General features: G+C 68.7%; 16 protein-coding genes and 1 other RNA gene. 1 reads left to right on the top strand and 16 read right to left on the bottom strand.

All coding sequences use genetic code 11. From position 1 onward, the window contains the following. Positions 1-176 precede the first annotated feature (176 nt). The 16 genes from ftsA to rnpB all read right to left on the bottom strand — a co-directional run bounded on the left by ftsA (position 177) and on the right by rnpB (position 17,304). On the bottom strand, positions 177-1,400 hold the full coding sequence (gene ftsA / locus M3461_22745) for a cell division protein FtsA (GenBank protein MDQ3776962.1): 1,224 nt from the start codon (positions 1,398-1,400) through the stop codon (positions 177-179). Continuing rightward, positions 1,387-2,214, bottom strand: a complete 828-nt coding sequence (locus tag M3461_22740) for a cell division protein FtsQ/DivIB (GenBank protein MDQ3776961.1) — start codon at positions 2,212-2,214, stop codon at positions 1,387-1,389. The genes ftsA and M3461_22740 overlap by 14 nt, the downstream gene beginning before the upstream one ends. Then, the gene (locus tag M3461_22735) at positions 2,211-3,158 is read right to left on the bottom strand and encodes a D-alanine--D-alanine ligase (GenBank protein MDQ3776960.1); all 948 of its coding nucleotides are present in this window, start codon (positions 3,156-3,158) and stop codon (positions 2,211-2,213) included. Before M3461_22735 ends, M3461_22740 begins: the two co-directional genes overlap by 4 nt. Beyond that, positions 3,151-4,044, bottom strand: a complete 894-nt coding sequence (murB, locus tag M3461_22730; GenBank protein ID MDQ3776959.1) for a UDP-N-acetylmuramate dehydrogenase — start codon at positions 4,042-4,044, stop codon at positions 3,151-3,153. Before murB ends, M3461_22735 begins: the two co-directional genes overlap by 8 nt. A gap of 50 nt (positions 4,045-4,094) precedes the next feature. After that, positions 4,095-5,528 carry a UDP-N-acetylmuramate--L-alanine ligase gene (gene murC, locus M3461_22725; GenBank protein MDQ3776958.1) on the bottom strand — a complete coding sequence of 478 codons (1,434 nt, stop codon included), beginning with the start codon at positions 5,526-5,528 and terminating at the stop codon, positions 4,095-4,097. Further along, entirely contained in the window at positions 5,515-6,639 is a 1,125-nt protein-coding gene (murG, locus tag M3461_22720) for an undecaprenyldiphospho-muramoylpentapeptide beta-N-acetylglucosaminyltransferase (protein ID MDQ3776957.1), read from the bottom strand. Before murG ends, murC begins: the two co-directional genes overlap by 14 nt. Then, positions 6,629-7,816: a putative lipid II flippase FtsW gene (gene ftsW / locus M3461_22715; protein ID MDQ3776956.1), complete on the bottom strand. Its 1,188-nt coding sequence runs from the start codon at positions 7,814-7,816 to the stop codon at positions 6,629-6,631. The genes murG and ftsW overlap by 11 nt, the downstream gene beginning before the upstream one ends. After that, a complete protein-coding gene (gene murD / locus M3461_22710; protein MDQ3776955.1) occupies positions 7,813-9,171 on the bottom strand; it encodes a UDP-N-acetylmuramoyl-L-alanine--D-glutamate ligase in 1,359 nt (452 codons plus the stop codon). Before murD ends, ftsW begins: the two co-directional genes overlap by 4 nt. Then, positions 9,171-10,253 (bottom strand): phospho-N-acetylmuramoyl-pentapeptide-transferase, encoded by a 1,083-nt coding sequence (mraY, locus tag M3461_22705; protein MDQ3776954.1) that lies wholly within the window; start codon positions 10,251-10,253, stop codon positions 9,171-9,173. The genes murD and mraY overlap by 1 nt, the downstream gene beginning before the upstream one ends. Before the next feature lie 16 nt (positions 10,254-10,269). Beyond that, positions 10,270-11,622, bottom strand: coding sequence for a UDP-N-acetylmuramoyl-tripeptide--D-alanyl-D-alanine ligase (locus M3461_22700; protein MDQ3776953.1), 1,353 nt, complete (start codon positions 11,620-11,622; stop codon positions 10,270-10,272). Next, positions 11,619-13,277, bottom strand: coding sequence for a UDP-N-acetylmuramoyl-L-alanyl-D-glutamate--2,6-diaminopimelate ligase (locus M3461_22695; GenBank protein ID MDQ3776952.1), 1,659 nt, complete (start codon positions 13,275-13,277; stop codon positions 11,619-11,621). Before M3461_22695 ends, M3461_22700 begins: the two co-directional genes overlap by 4 nt. Beyond that, the gene (locus M3461_22690; GenBank protein ID MDQ3776951.1) at positions 13,274-14,962 is read right to left on the bottom strand and encodes a penicillin-binding transpeptidase domain-containing protein; all 1,689 of its coding nucleotides are present in this window, start codon (positions 14,960-14,962) and stop codon (positions 13,274-13,276) included. Before M3461_22690 ends, M3461_22695 begins: the two co-directional genes overlap by 4 nt. A gap of 41 nt (positions 14,963-15,003) precedes the next feature. Beyond that, positions 15,004-15,309 (bottom strand): cell division protein FtsL, encoded by a 306-nt coding sequence (gene ftsL / locus M3461_22685; protein MDQ3776950.1) that lies wholly within the window; start codon positions 15,307-15,309, stop codon positions 15,004-15,006. Continuing rightward, positions 15,306-16,196, bottom strand: coding sequence for a 16S rRNA (cytosine(1402)-N(4))-methyltransferase RsmH (rsmH, locus tag M3461_22680; GenBank protein ID MDQ3776949.1), 891 nt, complete (start codon positions 16,194-16,196; stop codon positions 15,306-15,308). Before rsmH ends, ftsL begins: the two co-directional genes overlap by 4 nt. Before the next feature lie 56 nt (positions 16,197-16,252). Next, complete coding sequence (gene mraZ / locus M3461_22675; protein ID MDQ3776948.1) at positions 16,253-16,720, bottom strand: division/cell wall cluster transcriptional repressor MraZ; 468 nt, start codon at positions 16,718-16,720, stop codon at positions 16,253-16,255. A gap of 177 nt (positions 16,721-16,897) precedes the next feature. After that, an RNA gene (gene rnpB, locus M3461_22670) (RNase P RNA component class A) lies at positions 16,898-17,304 on the bottom strand. A 771-nt stretch (positions 17,305-18,075) separates the two neighbouring features. Between rnpB and M3461_22665 the strand changes: the two genes are divergently transcribed. Beyond that, positions 18,076-18,279 carry a hypothetical protein gene (locus M3461_22665; protein ID MDQ3776947.1) on the top strand — a complete coding sequence of 68 codons (204 nt, stop codon included), beginning with the start codon at positions 18,076-18,078 and terminating at the stop codon, positions 18,277-18,279. The last annotated feature ends 362 nt before the right edge of the window (positions 18,280-18,641 follow it).

The raw sequence follows: 18,641 nt of genomic DNA, 5'->3' as shown, positions 1-18,641 counted from the left end.
GGGAGAGGCGCTGTCTTTTCTCCCTCTCCCTCCGGCAGAGGGTTGGGGTGAGGGGATCAAAATCATCGACGAAAGTGCTCGATTTGATTTCCCTCAATCCTAACCTTCTCCCTGAGGGAGAAGGGACTTCCAGATCTGTTGAAATCGGTCTGTATAAACATTGGCTGCGTGAGAATCTAGAAATTGCCCTGAAACCAGCCCTTCATGCGTTCCCAGACCCCGCCGTTGTGGCGCAGGGGCCTGTGCCCACGTTGCTCGTTCTCGCAACCGAGCATCAATAATCCGACCCCTGTCGAGAACACCGGATTCTTGACCACATCGACGAGCCCGTTCACCCCTTGGGGTAGGCCGAGCCGCACCTGGCGGTGGAAGACCTCCTCGGCCAGCTCGACCGCCCCCTCGATCTTGGCGCTGCCCCCGGTCAGGACCACACCGGCGGCCATCATCTCCTCGAAGCCGCTGCGCTTGAGCTCGGCCTGGATCAAGTTGAAAAGCTCCTCGTAGCGCGGCTCGACGACCTCCGAGAGGGTCTGGCGCATGAGCCTGCGCGGGCGCCGGTCGCCTACGCTAGGGACCTCGATCGTCTCCTCCGGGCTCGCGAGCTGGGTCAGGGCGCAGGCGTATTTGATCTTGATCTCCTCGGCGTTGTGCGTCGGGGTGCGCAAGGCCACGGCGATGTCGTTGGTCACCTGATCGCCCGCGATCGGGATCACCGCGGTATGGTGAACGGCGCCGTCGATGAAGACCGCGATGTCGGTGGTCCCGCCGCCGATGTCGGCCAGGCACACCCCCAGCTCCTTTTCGTCGTCGGTCAGGACCGCCTCGCTGGAGGCGAGTTGCTGCAGGATCATGTCGTCCACCTCGAGCCCGCAGCGGCGCACGCATTTCACGATGTTCTGGGCGGCGCTCACGGCCCCGGAGACGAGATGGACCTTGGCCTCCAGCCGCACCCCGGACATCCCCACCGGCTCCCGGATCCCCTCCTGCTTGTCGATGATGAACTCCTGCGGGAGGACGTGCAGGACCTTCTGATCGGCCGGGATCGCCACCGCGCGCGCGGCGTCGATGACGCGATCGACGTCACTGTCGGTGACCTCGCTGTCGCGGATCGCGACGATCCCGTGCGAATTGAAGCTGCGGATATGGCTGCCGGCGATCCCGGCATAGACCGATCGGATCTCGCAGCCGGCCATGAGCTCGGCCTCTTCGATGGCCCGCTGTATGGACTGCACCGTGGACTCGATGTTGACCACGACGCCCTTTCGGAGGCCGCGCGACGGATTCGACCCGACCCCGATCACCTCGATGGCGCCATTGCCGGTGGACTCCCCGACGATCGCGACCACCTTGGACGTGCCGATGTCGAGTCCCACGACCAGGTCCTTGTCAGACCTTTTCACCGGCCATCCCTCGGAGTGAGGAAGACGGGGGCGGTCGGTGTGCGGCCGGCACGGACTCGGACCTGAAGCTCACCGCGATCCCGTTGGTGTGCCGCAGATCGACCCGTGCCACCACGCCCCGGCTCGATTGCGCGATACGCCGGTAATGCGCGACGAAGCGCTTGACGCGCGGCTCGAAGTCCTCGCGTCCGATCAAGACCAGCGGGCCGTCCCTCAGCACAAAACGCCATGAACCGCGGGCGTCCTGTGCGAGGCCCTGGGCCGCGAGTCCGGCGGGAGCGAGCAGCTCTGCGAGGCGTTTGTAGCGCATGAGTACCCGCATCTCCGTCCCTTCCGGCCCATCGAGCAGCGGCAGACCGGCCGGATAGCTCGCCGCCGGCGGGCTGAACAAGACGCCCTCTGAGTTGAGCAGGCCGCGCTCGCCGAAACGCGCGACCGCGCGCTCTTCGTAGACCGTCACGCGCAGGCCATCGGGCCACTCGCGGCTGACCGAGGCCGCCTTGATCCACGGATCGCGATGCAGGCCGTGCTGCACCTCGGCTACCTGTACGGTGAAGAAACCGCCGTGTACCTGGCGCGCCACCAGGGCCTCCAGATCCGGGGGCTTGACTTGGCGGAACTCCCCTTCGATGAACACCTCGCGGATGGGCAGGGTCTTCGGATCGGAGAGCCGTGCCCCGGCAAAGCCGAGAAGCACGCAGAGATCTGCCACCACGAAGGTCGCGACCAGCCACAACCCCCACGGCGGGCGCTCCCGTGGCTCGGTGCGGATCAATCGATTGCGCAAGGGACGGTTGCGCGGCGGCCGCCTCATGAACCCCTCCCGCCACACGCCGTCCCAACCCCCGCGGTCTCCAGGATGCGCACCACCAGCGTCTCGAACGATAGCCCCGCTGCCTTGGCGGCCATGGGAACGAGGCTGTGGCCGGTCATCCCCGGTACGGTGTTGACCTCGATGAGCCACGGCCGCCCCTCCCCATCGACCAGGAAGTCCACGCGCCCCCAGCCGCGGCCGTCGAGGGCTCGGAAGGCCCGTAGCGCGAGCGTCTGTAGTTCCCGCTCGGTGGCCTCGGACAGCCCCGCGGGGCAGAGGTAGCGGGTGCGATCGTCGTGATACTTGGCCTCATAGTCGTAGAACAGGCGCGCGGTCTCGAGCCGGATGAGCGGCAGGGCCTCTTCGCCCAGCACCCCGACCGTGTACTCGGCCCCCGTGATCCAGTGCTCGGCAATGACCCTTTCATCGAACGAGGCGGCGAGCGTGTAGGCCGGCCCGAGCCCGGTGGTCTCGAGCACCTGGGAGGCGCCGAGGCTCGAGCCCTCGCGGGCCGGCTTGACCATGAGGGGCAGGCCCAGCGACTCGACCACCCGATCCGGGTCGAAACCGGAGTCCAACTCGATGAACGGCGGCGTCGGCAGCCCCGCACCGAGCCACACATATTTGGCCAGGCGCTTGTCCATGGCCACGGCCGAGGCCAGCACCCCGCTACCCGTGTAAGGCACCCCCAGGGTCTCGAGCGCCCCCTGGATGCTGCCATCCTCCCCGCCCCGGCCGTGCAGCGCTATGAACACGCGGTCGAACTCGCCGGCGGCGAGGCGTCCGAGGCCCTCGGCGTCGGGCTCCAATCCCTCGGCGTCGATCCGCTGGCGCAGGAGCGCCCGCAGTACCGCCCCGCCGCTCTCGAGGGAGATAGCCCGCTCCGCGGAGCGCCCGCCCAAGAGGACCGCGACCTTGCCGAAGTGACTCTTCCCGTTACTCACGCCCTGGGGCCTCGCCCACGATCCGCACCTCCGGTTTCAGCCGCAGGCCGTGGCGCTCGGCCACCGTGCGCTGCACGTGCTCGATGAGGGCCTCGATGTCGGTGGCCGTCGCCCCGCCGCGGTTGACGATGAAATTGGCGTGCTTTTCGGACACGACGGCATTGCCGATGGAGAAACCCTTGAGCCCGGCGGCGTCTATCAACCGCGCGGCATGGTCGCCGGGGGGGTTCTGGAACACAGATCCGCAGCTCGGCTGACCCATGGGTTGGATCCCGGCGCGCCGGCCCAGCAGCGCCTTGATGCGATCGAGCCCGCCGCCCTCGGGATCGGGCGCGAGCACGAGCTGCGCGGCCAGGTACCACTCGTCCGCCGGCCCGCGTACCTCCCGATAGCCGACCTCGAAGTCCGGGCGCGCGCGGCGGCGGCGCTCGCCCTGCCGGTCGATGGTCTCGACCGATTCGACCAGTCTCCAGGTCTCCCCGCCGAAGGCCCCGGCGTTCATGCAGAGCGCCCCGCCCAGGGTGCCGGGGATCCCGGCCAGGAACTCCGCGCCGGTGATACCGAGCTGCGCGGCCAATCTGGCGATGCGTGCGCACGGGGCGCCGGCCTCTGCGACGATGACCCGTTCGGTGATGGCCCGTTCGGCGATGAAGCGACAGGCGTTCAAGCGCGCCGTGCTGATCACCGTGCCCGTGAGCCCCCCGTCGCGCACCAGGAGGTTGCTCCCGAGCCCCACCCACAAAAGCGGCTCCTCACTCGATGTGCCGCGGAGGAAACACCGGAGGTCCTCGGCGTCGGCCGGGACGAAGAAGCGCTGTGCACGACCGCCGGCACGCCACGAGGTATGGCGCGCCATGGGCTCGTCGAGGCGGAGCTCGCCGCGCATCCCGGCGACACTCGTGCCCGCCAGAGCCTCCCTCGATGACGTACGGACCGTCAGCATCCGACCGCACACCGCCGCTCGGTGCCGAGCTCGCGCAGCAAGAGGGGGGCGAGCGCGCCGATGCTGCCGGCCCCGAGCGTGAGCACGATGTCGCCGTCGCGGACAAGCCCGGGCAGGACCGGTAACAGCTCGCTCGGGACGCCCAGATGCAGGGGATCGACCCTGCCCTGTGCGCCGATCGCATGACACAGGCTCGCGGTGTCCGATCCGGGGATAGGCGCCTCGCCGGCCGCGTAGGTGTCGAACAGGACCAGGGCGTCGGGCAGGGACAGGACCCGTGTGAAGTCCTCGAAGAGGTCATGGGTGCGGGTGTGGCGGTGCGGCTGGAAGCACACCACCAAGCGCCGGCCCGGCCACCCGCTACGGATCGCTTCCAAGGTCGCCGCGATCTCGCGCGGGTGGTGCGCGTAGTCGTCGATGAGCAGCATCCGGGCGCCACCGATCGCGAGATCGCCCAGGACCTGCGAGCGCCGCGCGACTCCCTCGAAGCGCAGCAGCGCGCGGTGAATGGCCTCGTCGGGCACGTCCAGCACCCGCGCCACGGCCACGGCCGCGAGCGCGTTCAAGACCTGGTGTTTGCCGGGGAGGTTGAGCGTCAGATCGAGGTCCGGCCAGCCCTCCGCGCACACCCGGAAGGCCGTGGCGCCCTCGTGGACCAGGAGGTCTGTGGCGATGAGGTCGGCGGGCGTATCGATCCCGTAGGTCAACACCGGGCGCGCCATCTCGGGCAGGAGCTCGCGCACCACCGGGTCGTCGGTGCATACCACCGCTAACCCGTAGAAGGGCAGGTGGTGCAGGAAATCGACGAAGGCACGCTTTAGCCGATCGAAGTCCCCGCCGTAGGTGCCCATGTGATCGGCGTCGATGTTGGTGACGACCGCGATCATGGGGTGGAGGTACAGGAACGAGGCATCGCTCTCGTCGGCCTCGGCGACCAGATAACGCCCCGCCCCCAGCCGCGCATGGCTCCCGGCGCTGGTCAGCCGCCCGCCGATCACGAAGGTCGGGTCGAGTCCGCCCTCGGCCAGAAGGCTGGCGATGAGGCTCGTCGTCGAGGTTTTGCCGTGGGTGCCTGCCACCGCGATGCCGTGGCGGAAGCGCATCAACTCGGCCAGCATCTCGGCGCGCCGTACCACCGGGATGCGCCGCCGGCGGGCGGCGACTAGCTCGGGGTTGTCTTCGGGGACCGCGCTCGACACCACCACCACATCGCTGCCCGAGACCGCTTCACTGTCGTGCCCGAGGGCCACCGGGATCCCGAGCCGCTCCAGGCGTTCGGTGCCCGCTCCGTGGTGCAGATCCGACCCCGTCACCTCATAGCCGAGGTTGTGCAGGACCTCCGCGATCCCGCTCATCCCCGCGCCCCCGATCCCGATGAAATGGATGCGCCGGACTCTCCCCATGGGGTGGCCTTCAAACGTGCGCATGCAGGACCTCCAGGCATTGTGCCGCGACTCTTGCCGTGGCCTCGGGGCAGGCCAGGCGCCGGGCCCGCGCCGCCATTTCAGCCAGGCGCGTGGGGTTGTCACGGAGCGCGCCAAGGAGCGCGGCGAGCGCCGCCTCATCCAGGTCCCCTTGCGGCAGGAGGATCGCCGCGCCGCGCTCGACGAGATAACGGGCGTTGGCCGTCTGATGGTCGTCCACGGCGTACGGATAGGGGACCAGGATGGCCGGTGCCCCGGCGGCGCACAGCTCGAATACAGTGGAGGCACCGGCGCGGCATAGGACTAGCCCGGCCCAGGTATAGGCCGCGGCGACGTCCTCAATGAAGGGCTCGACTCTAGCCTCGATCCCGAGCGCCGCGTACCGCTTCCCGGTCTCGCCCCCGTCCAGACGGCCCACCTGGTGCCAGACCTCGATCGCGTGCCCGGGCATCCGCGCCAGCGCCTCGGGCAACACCCGGTTCAGGGCCGAGGCCCCCTGGCTGCCGCCGACCACGAGCAACCGCAGCGCCCCGCCCGGCCCGCGCCCTCGTGCCGGAGACGACACCAGGGCCGCGACCTCGGCACGCACCGGGTTGCCGGTGCAGAGCGCGCTGCGGCGCGCCGGGAAGCTGTCGGGAAAGGACTCCATGACCCGCGTCGCGAACGCCGCCAAGAGGCGATTGGTCACGCCGGGCACCGCGTTCTGCTCGTGGATCAAGAGCGGGATGCGCATGAGCCACGCCGCGAGACCGCCGGGGCCGCTCGCGTAGCCGCCCATGCCCAGCACCGCGCCCGGCTTCTGGCGCCGCAGGAGCCACAGGCATTCGATGAGCGCGAGCACGAGCCACAGCGGCGCGGCGAGCTGCTTGAGCAAACCGGTGCGGCGCAGGCCTCGCGCGCTCACAGCCGAGAACGGGTAGCCCGCACGTGGCACGAGCGTCGCCTCGAGCCCGCGGCCGGTCCCGAGCCAGGTGAGCGGCACCCCCGAGGCACGCAGGTGCTCGGCCACCGCGAGCGCCGGGAACACGTGCCCGCCGGTGCCCCCGGCCATGAGCATGAGCGCCCACTTATTTCCTTGGTTGGCCGCGTTAGCCTGCATCGCGTTATGGGCCATAACGGCCTCGGGTCCGGGCCCCGAACCGCGCCGGGAAGCGCATCTCGCGGTCGATGCGGAACAGGAGACCGAAGGCCGCAGAGGTCGCGATCATGCTGTTGCCGCCGTAGCTCACGAGCGGTAGGGTCAGACCCTTCGTCGGCAGCGCCCCCATGTTGACGCCCATGTGAATGAACCCCTGCAGCCCGATGAGCAGGCCGAGGCCATAGGCGAGATAGGCGGAAAAGCGCTGTCCGGCGCGTTCCGCCGTGACGCCGATGACGAACGCCCGCCACACGATGACGGTATAGGTAGCGATGCACAGGAGCGTGCCCAGGAGCCCGAGCTCCTCGGCGATGACCGCGAAGATGAAATCGGTGTGCGCCTCCGGCAGGTAGAAGAGCTTCTGGACGCTGCCGCCCAGGCCAACGCCGAACCACTCCCCGCGCCCGAAGGCGATGAGCGCCTGGGTGAGCTGGAAGCCACCGCTCAAGGGGTTGGCCGAGGGGTCCATGAAGTTGATGATGCGGGCCATGCTATGGGGCCTCATGACCGTGAGCACCGCGAGGGCCGCGCAGGCCACGACCCCCACTGCCAGAAAACGGGCCATCGAGACCCCGCTTAGGAACAGCATCCCCAAGGTCGTGGCGATCAGCACCACCATGGCGCCGTTGTCGGGCTCGACGTACAGGAGCACCCAAACGATCGTCAAGACGGCGATCGGCCGCAGGAGGCCGGAGGTGGTGGCCCGTACCGAATCGGGGTGGCGATCGATGAAACCGGCGAGGTACAGGATGGCCAGGACCTTGGCTAACTCGGAGGGCTGGAAGGACACCGGGCCGACGCGCAGCCATCGCATGGCGCCGTGGCTCTCGACCCCGAGGCCCGGGACGAGCACCGCCGCGAGCAGCGCGATGGCGAGGAACAGTGCGCAGGTGCTGAGCTTGCGCAAGATCCGAGTCGGGGTCCGAAGACCGGCATAGGCGACGCCGAGACCCAGACCGACCGACAGGGTCTGGCGCCATAGGAAATAGAAAGGCCCATAGCCCTCCTTCTCGGCAGCCGTGACCGAGGCCGAGGCCACCATCAAGAGCCCGAGGATCACGAGCCCCGCGAAGGCCACGAGGAGGAGTACGTCGCAGGGGTCCTTGCCACGCCCGACGGACACCCCCGGGCTCGCCGCTAAGGTCGGGATCACGGCGACACCCGCTCGCGGACCGCGGCGACGAAACGCTCGCCGCGCTCGACGTAGTCGCGGAACATATCGAAGCTGGCGCAGGCCGGGGACAAGAGCACGGCATCGCCGGACCGCGCCAGGTCCGCGGCCCGGGATACCGCATCCGTCAGGTCACTCGCGCGCGCCACTGGCACGACGCCCTGTAGCGCCTTTGCGATCAGGGGCCCGTCGCGCCCCAGGGTCACCACGGCGCGCACCCGGCCCGTTTCCGCTGATTGGCAGGCCGAGGCCAGGGGCGTGAAGTCCGCGCCCTTGCCGTCACCGCCGGCCAAGAGGACCACAGGACGTTCCGCGCAGAGGCCCTGGAGCGCGGCGCAGGTGGCGCCGACGTTGGTACCTTTGGAATCGTTGTACCAATCGACCCCGCTCGCACGCCCGACCCATTGGCAGCGGTGCGGGAGGCCGTGGAAACGTCGGAGCGCGCTCTGCATCGCCTTTATAGGCAGCCCCACCGCCGTGCCCAGGGCGAGCGCCGCCAAGGCATTGGCGACGTTGTGCCGGCCCGGGATCGGGAGATCGGCCACCGGCATGAGCCGCTCGTCCTCATAGGCGAGCCAAGCCCCACCCTCCTCTGGGATCAACCCGAAGCACCGCGGTTCCGGCGCCCGCACGGTGAAACCCACGACGGGTCCATCGGGCTCGGCCATGGCCGCGACCAGCGGGTCGTCGCGGTTGATCACCCGGGTCCCGGCCCCCCGGTACACGCGGCGTTTGGCCTTTGCGTAGGCATCGAGGGTCGCGTAACGGTCCCTATGGTCGGGCGTGATGTTGAGCACCGCGGCCGCGGTGGGCTTGAGGGATGCCGTGGTCTCGAGCTGGAAGCTCGAAAGCTCCAGCACGTAGAGGTCGGGCTCGCGATCGTCCAGAAGGTCGAGCGCCGGCGGGCCCAGGTTGCCGCCGGCCCGCACCGCCACTCCCGCCGTCCGCGCCATCTCTCTGACGAGGCTCGTCACGGTGCTCTTGCCGTTGGTGCCCGTCACCGCTACCACCGGCGCCCGGGCATGACGGGCGAAGACCTCGATGTCGCCCACGACCTCGACCCCTTGCGCCCGGGCCTCCAACAACACCGGCTCCCAGAGCGCCACACCGGGGCTCACGATCAAGCGGCTGGCCTCCAGGCACAGGGCTCGGTCGAAGTGGCCCAGCGCCCGCGGGGCCTCGGGGAACTCCCGGTCGAAGTCCGCGAGCCCCGGTGGGCGGGGGCGGCTGTCGGTGACCGCGAAGGCCTCCCCGTGACGCGCAAGGAAGCGGGCAGCGGACAGCCCGGTCGCGCCAAGGCCGACGATCACGGTGCCGGGAGAGGCGGTTGCCGGCATCAGCGGATCTTGAGGCTCGAGAGGCCGATGAGCACGAGCACCACGGTGATGATCCAGAAGCGCACGGACACCCGGGGTTCCGGCCAGCCCTTCAGCTCGTAGTGATGGTGCAGGGGCGCCATGTTGAAGATGCGGCGCCCGGTGAGCTTGAAGGACGCCACCTGCAGGATCACCGACACGGTCTCCATCACGAAAAGCCCTCCCATGATGGCGAGCACCACCTCCTGGCGCACCATGATCGCGACCACCCCGAGCGCCGCCCCCAGGGCTAGGGCGCCGATGTCACCCATGAACACCTGGGCCGGATAGGTGTTGAACCACAGAAACCCCAGGCCCGCGCCGGTTATGGCCCCGCAAAAGATGCTGATCTCCCCGACGCCGGCCACATAGGGCACGCCGAGGTAGGCCGAGATCTTCACGTTGCCGGCCACGTACGCGAATATCCCTAAGGCGCCGGCGACCATCACGGTCGGCAGGATGGCGAGCCCGTCGAGCCCGTCGGTCAGGTTCACGGCGTTGCTCATGCCGACGATGAAGAACCAGCACAGCACGATGAAGAACCACCCGAGGTCGATCGCCACGGCCTTGACGAAGGGCAGGATTAATTGCGTCTCGATCGGGGTCCCGGCGGTGGCATACAGGAACCCCGCCGCGCACAGGCCGAACAGCGTCTGCCAGAGGAACTTGTAGCGGGCGCCGAGACCGTTGGGGTCGCGGTGGATGACCTTGCGGTGGTCATCCACCCAGCCGAGGGCCCCGAAGGACAAGGTCACGCCGAGCGCCACCCAGATAAAGCGGTTGCCGAGGTCGGACCAGAGCAGCGTGGCGGCGGCGATGGACACCAGGATCAAGAGCCCGCCCATGGTGGGCGTGCCGGCCTTGGCGAGGTGGGTCTGCGGCCCGTCGTCGCGGATGCTCTGGGCCATCTGATGGTGGGACAGGCGCCGGATCATGAAAGGCCCCACCAGAAGCGCGATCGCGAGCGCCGTGAGCACCCCGAGGATGGTCCGCAACGTGAGGTACCTGAAGACGCGAAAACCACTCTCGTAGCGCATGAGATACTCGGTCAGGAAGAGCAGCATCGGTGCTAATGCCTTGTCAGCATGGGTGCCGTAGATCGCCGACCACACGCTCCATGCGCATGGCGCGCGAGCCCTTGACGAGCAGATTGACACCAGCGTGCAACTCGCCGCTGAGGGCGGTGAGCAGCGATTCGATGTCGGGGAAGTGGCGCGCCCCCGGGCCGAACCCGGCCACGCTCTCCCGGCACAGATCGCCGAGCCCGTACAGCCGCTCGATGCCAAGCGCCTTGGCCAGGTGGCCGGCGTCCCGGTGGAGCTTCGGGGACTCGGCCCCCAGCTCACCCATGTCGCCGAGCACCAGCCAACGTTCCCCGCGGCAATGCGCGAGGACCTCCAGGGCGGCCCGGAGCGAGCCGGGATTGGCGTTATAGCTGTCGTCGAAGACGCGCACCCCGGACGGCCCATCATAGGCCGTGAGTCGCCCGCGCACCGCCTGCACCGATTCGAGCCCGCCGACCGTGTGCTCGATCGAGACCCCCAGGGCCTCTGCACAGGCCGCGGCAGCACAGGCGTTCAGCACGTTGTGCGTCCCGAGTAGCGGCAGGTGTACGGCCGCCGTCCCCCTCGGCGTCTCCAGCAGGAATCGGCTGCCGGAGAGCCCTTCGCCGTTCGGCGCCAGCCGCGCCGTGACCTCGGCGCCGGGACGGAGGCCGAAACCGATCCGACGCCGCTCGCCAGCGAGCGTATGCCACAAGGGGGAAAAGTCGTCGTCCTGGTTGATCACGACCACGCCGTCGGCGCCGAGGCTCGCGAAGATCTCGCCCTTGGCGCGCGCCACCCCCTCCACGGACCCGAAACCTTCGAGGTGAGCCGGGGCGCAGCAGGTCACCACGGCCACCGTCGGCTCTGCGATGCCGCACAGGCGGGCGATCTCGCCGGGGTGGTTGGCGCCCATCTCGACGACCGCGTAGCGGTGCGTGTCGTCGAGGGCGAAGAGGCAGAGGGGCACACCGATCTCGTTGTTCAGATTGCCGCGCGTCGCGGCCGTGGCCCCGTTCCGGGACAGGATCGACAGAAGCATCTCCTTGACCGTGGTCTTGCCGTTGCTGCCCGTGACCGCGACCAAGGGGATCGGAAAGCGCGCCCGCCACAGCGCCGCGAGCGAACCCAGCGCCGCCAGGGTGTCGGGCACCACGAGGAGCGGGAGGGAGGCCGCGATTGGCCGCTCCACGACGGCCGCGGCCGCGCCACGTTTTCGGGCCTCGGCCACGAACTCGTGGCCGTCATGATGCGGCCCGCTCAAGGCCAGGAACAGCTCGCCGGCGCCGAGGGCGCGGCTGTCCGTGCCACAGCCCATGAAGGCCACATCGGGGCCCGTTATGCGCCCCGACAGCGGGCCGGCGAGGTCCGACAGACGCCCGCGGATCACGGCCTGTCACCCCCGGCCCTCGCGGCCACCATGCGCCGCACGACGTCCCGGTCGCTGAACGGCCGCCGCTGCCCGGCGATCTCCTGATAGTCCTCGTGGCCCTTGCCGGCCACCAGGATCACATCGCCCGGCCGTGCCTCGGCGAAGGCCCGGGTGATGGCCGTCTCGCGATCGGGCTCCACGGCGGCGCGTCTCGGGGCGCGCATCCCCGCGAGGATCTGGTGGATGATGGCGGACGGCGCCTCGCCGCGCGGGTTGTCGCTGGTGACGAGCACGCGATCGGCAAGCGACTCCGCGATCGCCCCCATCATGGGCCGCTTGCCGGCGTCGCGGTCGCCACCGCAGCCGAACACGCACAACACCTGTCCGGCTTTCAATCCCCGGATGGCGGGCAGTCCCCGGATGGCGCGCAGGGCCTTTTCGAGCCCATCCGGGGTGTGGGCATAATCGACTACCGCGACTGGACCGCCGTCGGAACCGCGAAACACCTCCAGCCGCCCCGGCGCGGCACGCACCCGCGACAACCGCTCCAGGATCTCTGCGAAGGGCTCCCCGAGCGCCAGGAGCGCGGCCACGGTCGCGAGCAGGTTATAGGCATTGAACTCGCCCAAGAGGGGGCTCTCGATGCGCCCCCTGCCCCACACCGAGACCACCTCGATGCATAGGCCGCCATCGCCGGCCTCGAGCCGCCGGCCGCACACACAGGCGTCGGGCAGGCCGCGGCACTCGCGCTCGGCCAGGGTATAACCAAACACCTGGGCGGAGCCCGAGAGGGCGCCCACGATGTCGCGCCCGTAGGGGTCGTCGAGGTTCACCGCGGCGGCCTTGAGCGCCGCGTCCCGGAACAGACGCCGCTTGGCCTCGCCGTAGCTCTGCATGCTACCGTGGTAGTCCAGGTGGTCGCGCGACAGGTTGGTGAACACCGCGACATCGAAGTCCACGCCCGCGACCCGTCCCTGGTCCAGACCGTGGGAGGACACCTCCATGGCCACGCTCTGTGCCCCGCGCGCGTGCATCTCGGCGAGCAGGCGCTGGGTGGTGACGGCATCGGGGGTGGTGGTGTCGGCGCGCCGTAGCTCGCCCCACATCCCGTGACCCAGGGTGCCGATGAGGCCGCAGGGCGCGGCGCGCGGCGAGCCGTTCAGGGCCTCGGCGAGGTAATGAGTCACGGAGGTCTTGCCGTTGGTGCCGGTAACGCCAATGACCCGCATCTGTCTGGAAGGCTGCCCGAAGAAGCGCGCGGCGATGACCCCGGCGCGGGCGCGAAGATGATGGATCCGATAGACCGGCACGGCCGGTTGCCGGTCCAGGGAGCCCTGATCGATGGGCCCCTGATCGATAGGCGGGGGATACTCAGCATCGATCGCGACCGCGACCGCCCCGGCTCTGAGCGCCTCGGCGACGTGGTCGCCGCCGTGGCAGCGCACCCCGGGCAGTGCCAGGAACAGATCGCCCGGACGGGTCCCGCGGCTGTCCAGGGACAGGCCGCGGATCATCCGATCTACCGGGAAGCGATCTACCAGGCGGCGATCTCGAAGCCGGCGGTCCGGAAACGGACGATCCGGGAACGGGCCCACGGCGCCCATCCCAGCCAAGAGGTAGCCCAGCGCCGCGCTCTGCGGTGCTCGCATCACGTCCGGCAGAGGCGCGGTCACAGGGTCCCCCTGCTGTCGAGGCGCACCGGGCGTACCCCGGCCGCCGGCGCCGGGTTGCCCGGACGCAGATCGTCCGGGGTGATGTCGAGCAGACGCACGGCCTCGCTCATGATGCTGGAGAACACCGGCGCCGCCACCTCCCCGCCGAAGTGCACCCCGGTCCTGGGCTCATCGATCACCACCACGGTCACGAGGCGCGGGCGGCTCGCCGGGATCATGCCGGCGAACAAAGCCAGATAGCGGTCCTTGGCGTAGCCGCCTCCGGGGCTGGTCTTGTGTACGGTACCGGTCTTCCCGGCGACCCGGTAGCCCGGGACCTGCGCGCGCGTCCCGGTGCCGCCGGTGACCACCCCCTCCAGCATGCGCCAGATCTGGTCGGCGACGGTGCGTGAGATGACGCGGGTGCCGGCCGGCGGGGCATCGAGACGCACGATCCCGGCGGGCATCAGCATGCCGCCATTGGCGAGCGCCGTGTAGGCACTGGCGAGTTGCACGGCACTCACCGACAGGCCGTAGCCGAAGGCCATGGTGGCGTGATCGATCTCGCGCCAGTGACGGTGATGGGGGAGGGATCCCTGGGCCTCGCCGGGGAAGCCGCTGTCGGGGCTTCGGCCGAAGCGGAGACGTACCAGGGACTTCCACAGGACCTCGGGGCCCAGGGACAAGGCGATCTTGGCGGTGCCCACAGTGCTGGAATTTTCGATGACCCCGCTCACGTCCAGGAGCCCGTAGTTGTGGATGTCGCGGATGGTGTGGCGTCCGACGCGCAGGTAGCCCGGCCGGGTATCGATCACGGTCGAGGGCAGGCAAGCCCCGGCCTCCAGGGCCGCGGCGATGGTGAAGGGCTTGAGCGTCGAACCGGGTTCGAAGATATCGGTAAAGGCCCGATTGCGATAGTAGTCACCCGTGATCTGGCGGCGGTCATTGGGGTTGTAGGAGGGACGGTTCACGGCCGCCAGGACCTCTCCGGTCCCCGCATCCATAACTACCACCGAGCCGGCGCGCGCCCGGTATCTGTGGACGGCGGACTTGAGCTCCCGGTAGGCGACATGCTGGACGCGCTTGTCGATGCTGAGCGCGAGGTCCCGACCGGGCCTCCCGCTCGCGATCACCTCGATATTTTCGACCACGCGCCCGCGATTATCCTTGATCACCCGCTTCCGGCCCGGTGTCCCGCGGAGCGTGTCGTCGAAGGCCCGCTCCAACCCTTCCTGACCGATGTCGTCGATGTCGGTGAAACCGATCAGGTGGGCCGTGCTCTCGGATGCCGGGTAGTAACGATGGTACTCCCGGCGCAGTACGACGCCCGGTACGGCCAGCGCGCTGAGCCGCTCCGAGACGCTGGGCAGGAGATGACGTTTGAGAAATACGAACTTCTGATCCTGCCGGCGCCTCAACACGGCCAACAACCGTTCGGTACCAATGTCGAGCACTTGGGCCACCTCCGGAAGGCGCGTTTCCGCCTGCAGGAGCTCGCCGGGCGCGGCCCCCGCCGTATCGATCGGGGTGCTGATCGCGAGCGGCTCCCCGCGCCGGTCGGTGATCATGCCGCGATGGGCCGGCAGCGCCACCACGCGCAGATGGAGCCGCGCACCGCGGTGCTGAAGGACCTCCGTTTCCACCCACTGCAGATAAAGCGCCCGTGCCGAAAGCAGCGCGGCCGCGGACAAAAACAACCCGATCATGACGTTCCCGCGCGGGCTCAGACCCCATTTCCCCCGCGCCCTCATGGCGACACCAGGACGACGACGTCGTCGGGGCTCGGTACGGTCATGGAAAGCTCGCGATGGGCCAGGGCCTCGACCTGCGCCTGCGTACGGGCCGTCGCCTGCTCGAGCTGCAAGCGGCCCCAATCATCCTGCAGGCTGTCCCGCTCCTGCTCCAGGCGCGCCAGCTCGACAGAAGCCTTGCGACCCTCATGACGCACGCTCACCATGCAGAGGGCCGATGCGAAAACGGCCGCCGCCAGGCACAGGCCCAGGAACCCGCGCGCCGTGATCCAGCCGGTCTCGAGATCCATCGAGGTCGTCATCGCAGGCGCTCCGCGACCCGCAAGACGGCGCTGCGGCAGCGGGGATTCCTCGCCACCTCGGCGGCCGGTGGCCGGATGGGGCCGGCGATGAGACGCAGGCGCGCCGGCGGCTCCTGGGCCGGGACCGGGAATTGACGCGGTGGTCGCGAGGGACGCGCCTCGTCGCGCAGGAAACGCTTGACGATGCGGTCCTCGAGGGAATGGAAGGCGACCACGAGCAGCCGGCCGCCGGCGGCCAGGACCTCGAGCGCCTGGGGGAGCGCCGCCGCCAGCTCTTCGAGCTCCTGATTGACCTTGAGGCGCAGGGCCAGGAAGGCGCGAGTGGCGGGGTGCCGGCGCTCTGCGCTGCATGGCGTCGCCGCCGCAACGACCTCGGCCAAGCGCCGCGTGGTGTCGATGGGCGCGATCTCCCGTGCCGCTACGATGGCCCGCGCCACCCGGCGGGCGTGTCGTTCCTCGCCGTAGGTGTAGAGCACCGACGCGATCTCGTCCCCCCCGGCGCGCGAAAGCCATGCGGCCGCGCTGTGTCCGGACCGCGGGTCCATGCGCATATCCAGGGGCCCGTCACCGGAAAAGCTGAAGCCCCGCGCCGGGTCGTCCAACTGGGGCGAGGACACCCCGAGGTCGAACAAGACCCCATCGATCCTCCTCCCCCATCCTCGTCTCTGCACCATGTCCCCCAACGTGCTGAAGCGGCCGTGCTCGGCGAGGACGCGCCCATCACGGGTGCTGAGCGCCGCCGCGGCCCCCGCGGCCTCGGGGTCGCGATCGATCGCCAGCAAGCGCCCGGCGGTCCCCAGGCGCGCCAGGATCGCACGGCTGTGGCCGCCACGGCCGAAGGTGCAATCGATATAGACCCCGCCCTCCCGAACCCCGAGGTGCTCCATGACCTCATCGAGCAGCACCGGGGCGTGGAGCTCGCCGGTGCCGGTACCGACCACCGCTAGAACGCCAGCTGCTTCAACATCTCCGACGCCGTCCCCACACCGGACCTCACCTCAAGCTGCCACTCGCTACGCTCCGTCACCCAGGCCTCGCCATCCCAGATCTCGAAGCGATTGCCCTGACCGACGAAGGTGATCTGCCGGTCCAGCCCCGCGAACTCGCGCAGGGGATCGGGGATGCGGATGCGGCCCTGCCCGTCGGGGTTGCAGGGCGCGGCATGCCCGCGCATCATCTGCTTGGTGCGTCGGCTCAGCTTGTCGAAGTCCGACAGCTCCAGGAGCTTTAGCTTGGCCACCGCCCACTCGCTCTGCGGATACAGCCACAAGCACGGATCGTAGGGGCTCACCGTCAGCACCAGGGACGCTTCGCCCGCGGCCACGAGCACGTCGCGATAGGTGCTCGGGATCGCGATGCGGCCCTTGGCATCCAGGCTGAGAAGCGTGTTCCCCTCGAAGTCCCGGAACATACTTTCCGCTCAATGGCCCCCCACAGGATACCCACTGGCAGGGCAGAATACCCACTGCTCCCCAATAATCCCCACTTCGCCGAACTATAGGAAGCTCGCAGGCTCCTGTCAAGGAGACCGGGCGCGGATCAAAATCCGATAGGAGAACCGGCACTTTCCAACGAGCCACGGGTGGGAAGGGGGAGCCGGCCTGTAAGCCGGGTTCTGTCCGGGACCCAAGAAGCGTACCTCTCGAGCCCCGGGGCAATCATTCATCTCGGATGTACGTCGCCGCACACCTCTAGCGACCTACCCGGGGACTCGCGCGGGCCGCGCTTCGCCACCCTCGGAAGGGATGGCTCGTCCCCCTATTTGGTCTTGCTCCGGGTGGGGTTTACCGTGCCGCCGGTGTTGGCCGGCGCGGTGCGCTCTTACCGCACCTTTTCACCCTTGCCGCCCCGCGTGAGCGGGGGTTGGCGGTTTGTTTTCTGTGGCACTTTCCGTGGGCTCACACCCCCCAGGCGTTACCTGGCACCCTGCCCTGTGGAGCCCGGACTTTCCTCTGCACCGAAACGGCATGATGCAGCGATTGCCCGGCCGGCTCCCGATCGCTTAGTGTCCGTCGCCGGGCGCGGCGTTGCAAGGGTCAGTCTTTATCCAACAGGGTATGAGTCTGGACATGGGGAAGGGTATTTCCAGCGAGGTTGGGAACGGTAGCCGTTGGGTCGATCATGGGTGCCTGGTCGACATGAACGAGACGCGACTGTATGCGCTGGAGCGGCTCAGGGGCCTTCCTGGAGGGGGCGGGTGGAGGTCCGCTCCAGCCCGTCCGGGGCGACGAGGGGCGCTACGGCGCACTCCAGGCGGGGCTCATGCGCTTTAGGGAAGAGGGTCTACCCCATCAACGCCGTGGACTGCGTGACCCAGTGGGAGGGCGTGGCCACTTGCGAGCGGCTCTCCGAGGCGTTACCTGCTGCCGGTGATCAAGGCCATGCTAGAAGGCTTCCCCTTCACGATCAGCGCCTTCCACGCGGACACCGGCTTGGAGTACATCAACCACCGGGTAGCCCGCCCTGCTGGAGAAGCTCCGCATCGAGCTCACCCCGTCTCGCCCGCGCCGTTCGAACGACAACGGCCTGGCGGCTCCGTAGTGCGCAAGTGCTTCGGCTACCGCCATCCCCGCAGCGTTATGCGATGCAAATCAACGGCTTCTGGGTCCAACACAGCGACTCGTTCGTGCTCGTCGACTTCAACGCGTGGGTCCATCGCGGCGTTGCCCGGCAAACAGCACCAATCTATGCGAGATCTCGTCAAAGCCGTGGCCCTGCCGACAGATCAAGCGGCTCGTCAACATCTTCGCGGTGGTGCGAGCCTTCATGCTGGCCGACCACCCACAGTTGAAACTGCTGGACCACCTGACGGTCTTGCGGCTCATTGCCATCCAGGTGCAGTATCCGGAGCTGTACTGGGGAATCGTTCGATTGCCTCGTGCGCTGGAAGCGATGGAGAAGACGTACTCCGGGTCGCATACGTCGGATGCCGACTATCAGGTTTACGCCCGTTGCACGAGCCCATACTGAGGTTGTGTAAGAAGTACTGCCAACCGGACAGCCCCCTGGGGACCGTCTTCAAAGGATCGACGTTCAGCGCCGCGAAGAAGCATTTGCCTCAATACTTGTCGATGCTTGGAGGGCTGGGTGTCTGACTACTTCAGACGCTATGGGTTCACGACAAACCCGTTCATGGCGCCTGGAATCAGGTCCAGACCTATCTGAGCTCCCGTGCCCATCTCGATACGGATGCCGCGGTGCTTGCGCTCTAGCAGCCTGTCGGACTAAGGTTGAACGGTACAGCGGCGGCGCAGGTGCTGAGCGGGACCATCGTTGGTCGAACGGTCATTGATGCTGTAGGGACGGTGAAATGATGATGATCGGATCGATCC

This window comes from Pseudomonadota bacterium, assembly GCA_030860485.1.
Taxonomy (GTDB): Bacteria; Pseudomonadota; Gammaproteobacteria; order JACCXJ01; family JACCXJ01; genus JACCXJ01.
This window is presented reverse-complemented; position numbering and strand designations above follow the sequence as displayed.

Excerpts from the sequence above, each read along its gene's own strand:
- M3461_22740 (MDQ3776961.1), bottom strand. The coding sequence starts at position 2,214 with ATGAGGCGGCCGCCGCGCAACCGTCCCTTGCGCAATCGATTGATCCGC.
- murB (MDQ3776959.1), bottom strand. The coding sequence starts at position 4,044 with ATGCGCGGCGAGCTCCGCCTCGACGAGCCCATGGCGCGCCATACCTCG.
- murC (MDQ3776958.1), bottom strand. The coding sequence starts at position 5,528 with ATGCGCACGTTTGAAGGCCACCCCATGGGGAGAGTCCGGCGCATCCAT.
- murG (MDQ3776957.1), bottom strand. The coding sequence starts at position 6,639 with ATGGCCCATAACGCGATGCAGGCTAACGCGGCCAACCAAGGAAATAAG.
- murD (MDQ3776955.1), bottom strand. The coding sequence starts at position 9,171 with ATGCCGGCAACCGCCTCTCCCGGCACCGTGATCGTCGGCCTTGGCGCG.
- mraY (MDQ3776954.1), bottom strand. The coding sequence starts at position 10,253 with ATGCTGCTCTTCCTGACCGAGTATCTCATGCGCTACGAGAGTGGTTTT.
- M3461_22690 (MDQ3776951.1), bottom strand. The coding sequence starts at position 14,962 with ATGATCGGGTTGTTTTTGTCCGCGGCCGCGCTGCTTTCGGCACGGGCG.
- ftsL (MDQ3776950.1), bottom strand. The coding sequence starts at position 15,309 with ATGACGACCTCGATGGATCTCGAGACCGGCTGGATCACGGCGCGCGGG.
- rsmH (MDQ3776949.1), bottom strand. The coding sequence starts at position 16,196 with ATGGAGCACCTCGGGGTTCGGGAGGGCGGGGTCTATATCGATTGCACC.
- mraZ (MDQ3776948.1), bottom strand. The coding sequence starts at position 16,720 with ATGTTCCGGGACTTCGAGGGGAACACGCTTCTCAGCCTGGATGCCAAG.
- M3461_22665 (MDQ3776947.1), top strand. The coding sequence starts at position 18,076 with ATGCTGGCCGACCACCCACAGTTGAAACTGCTGGACCACCTGACGGTC.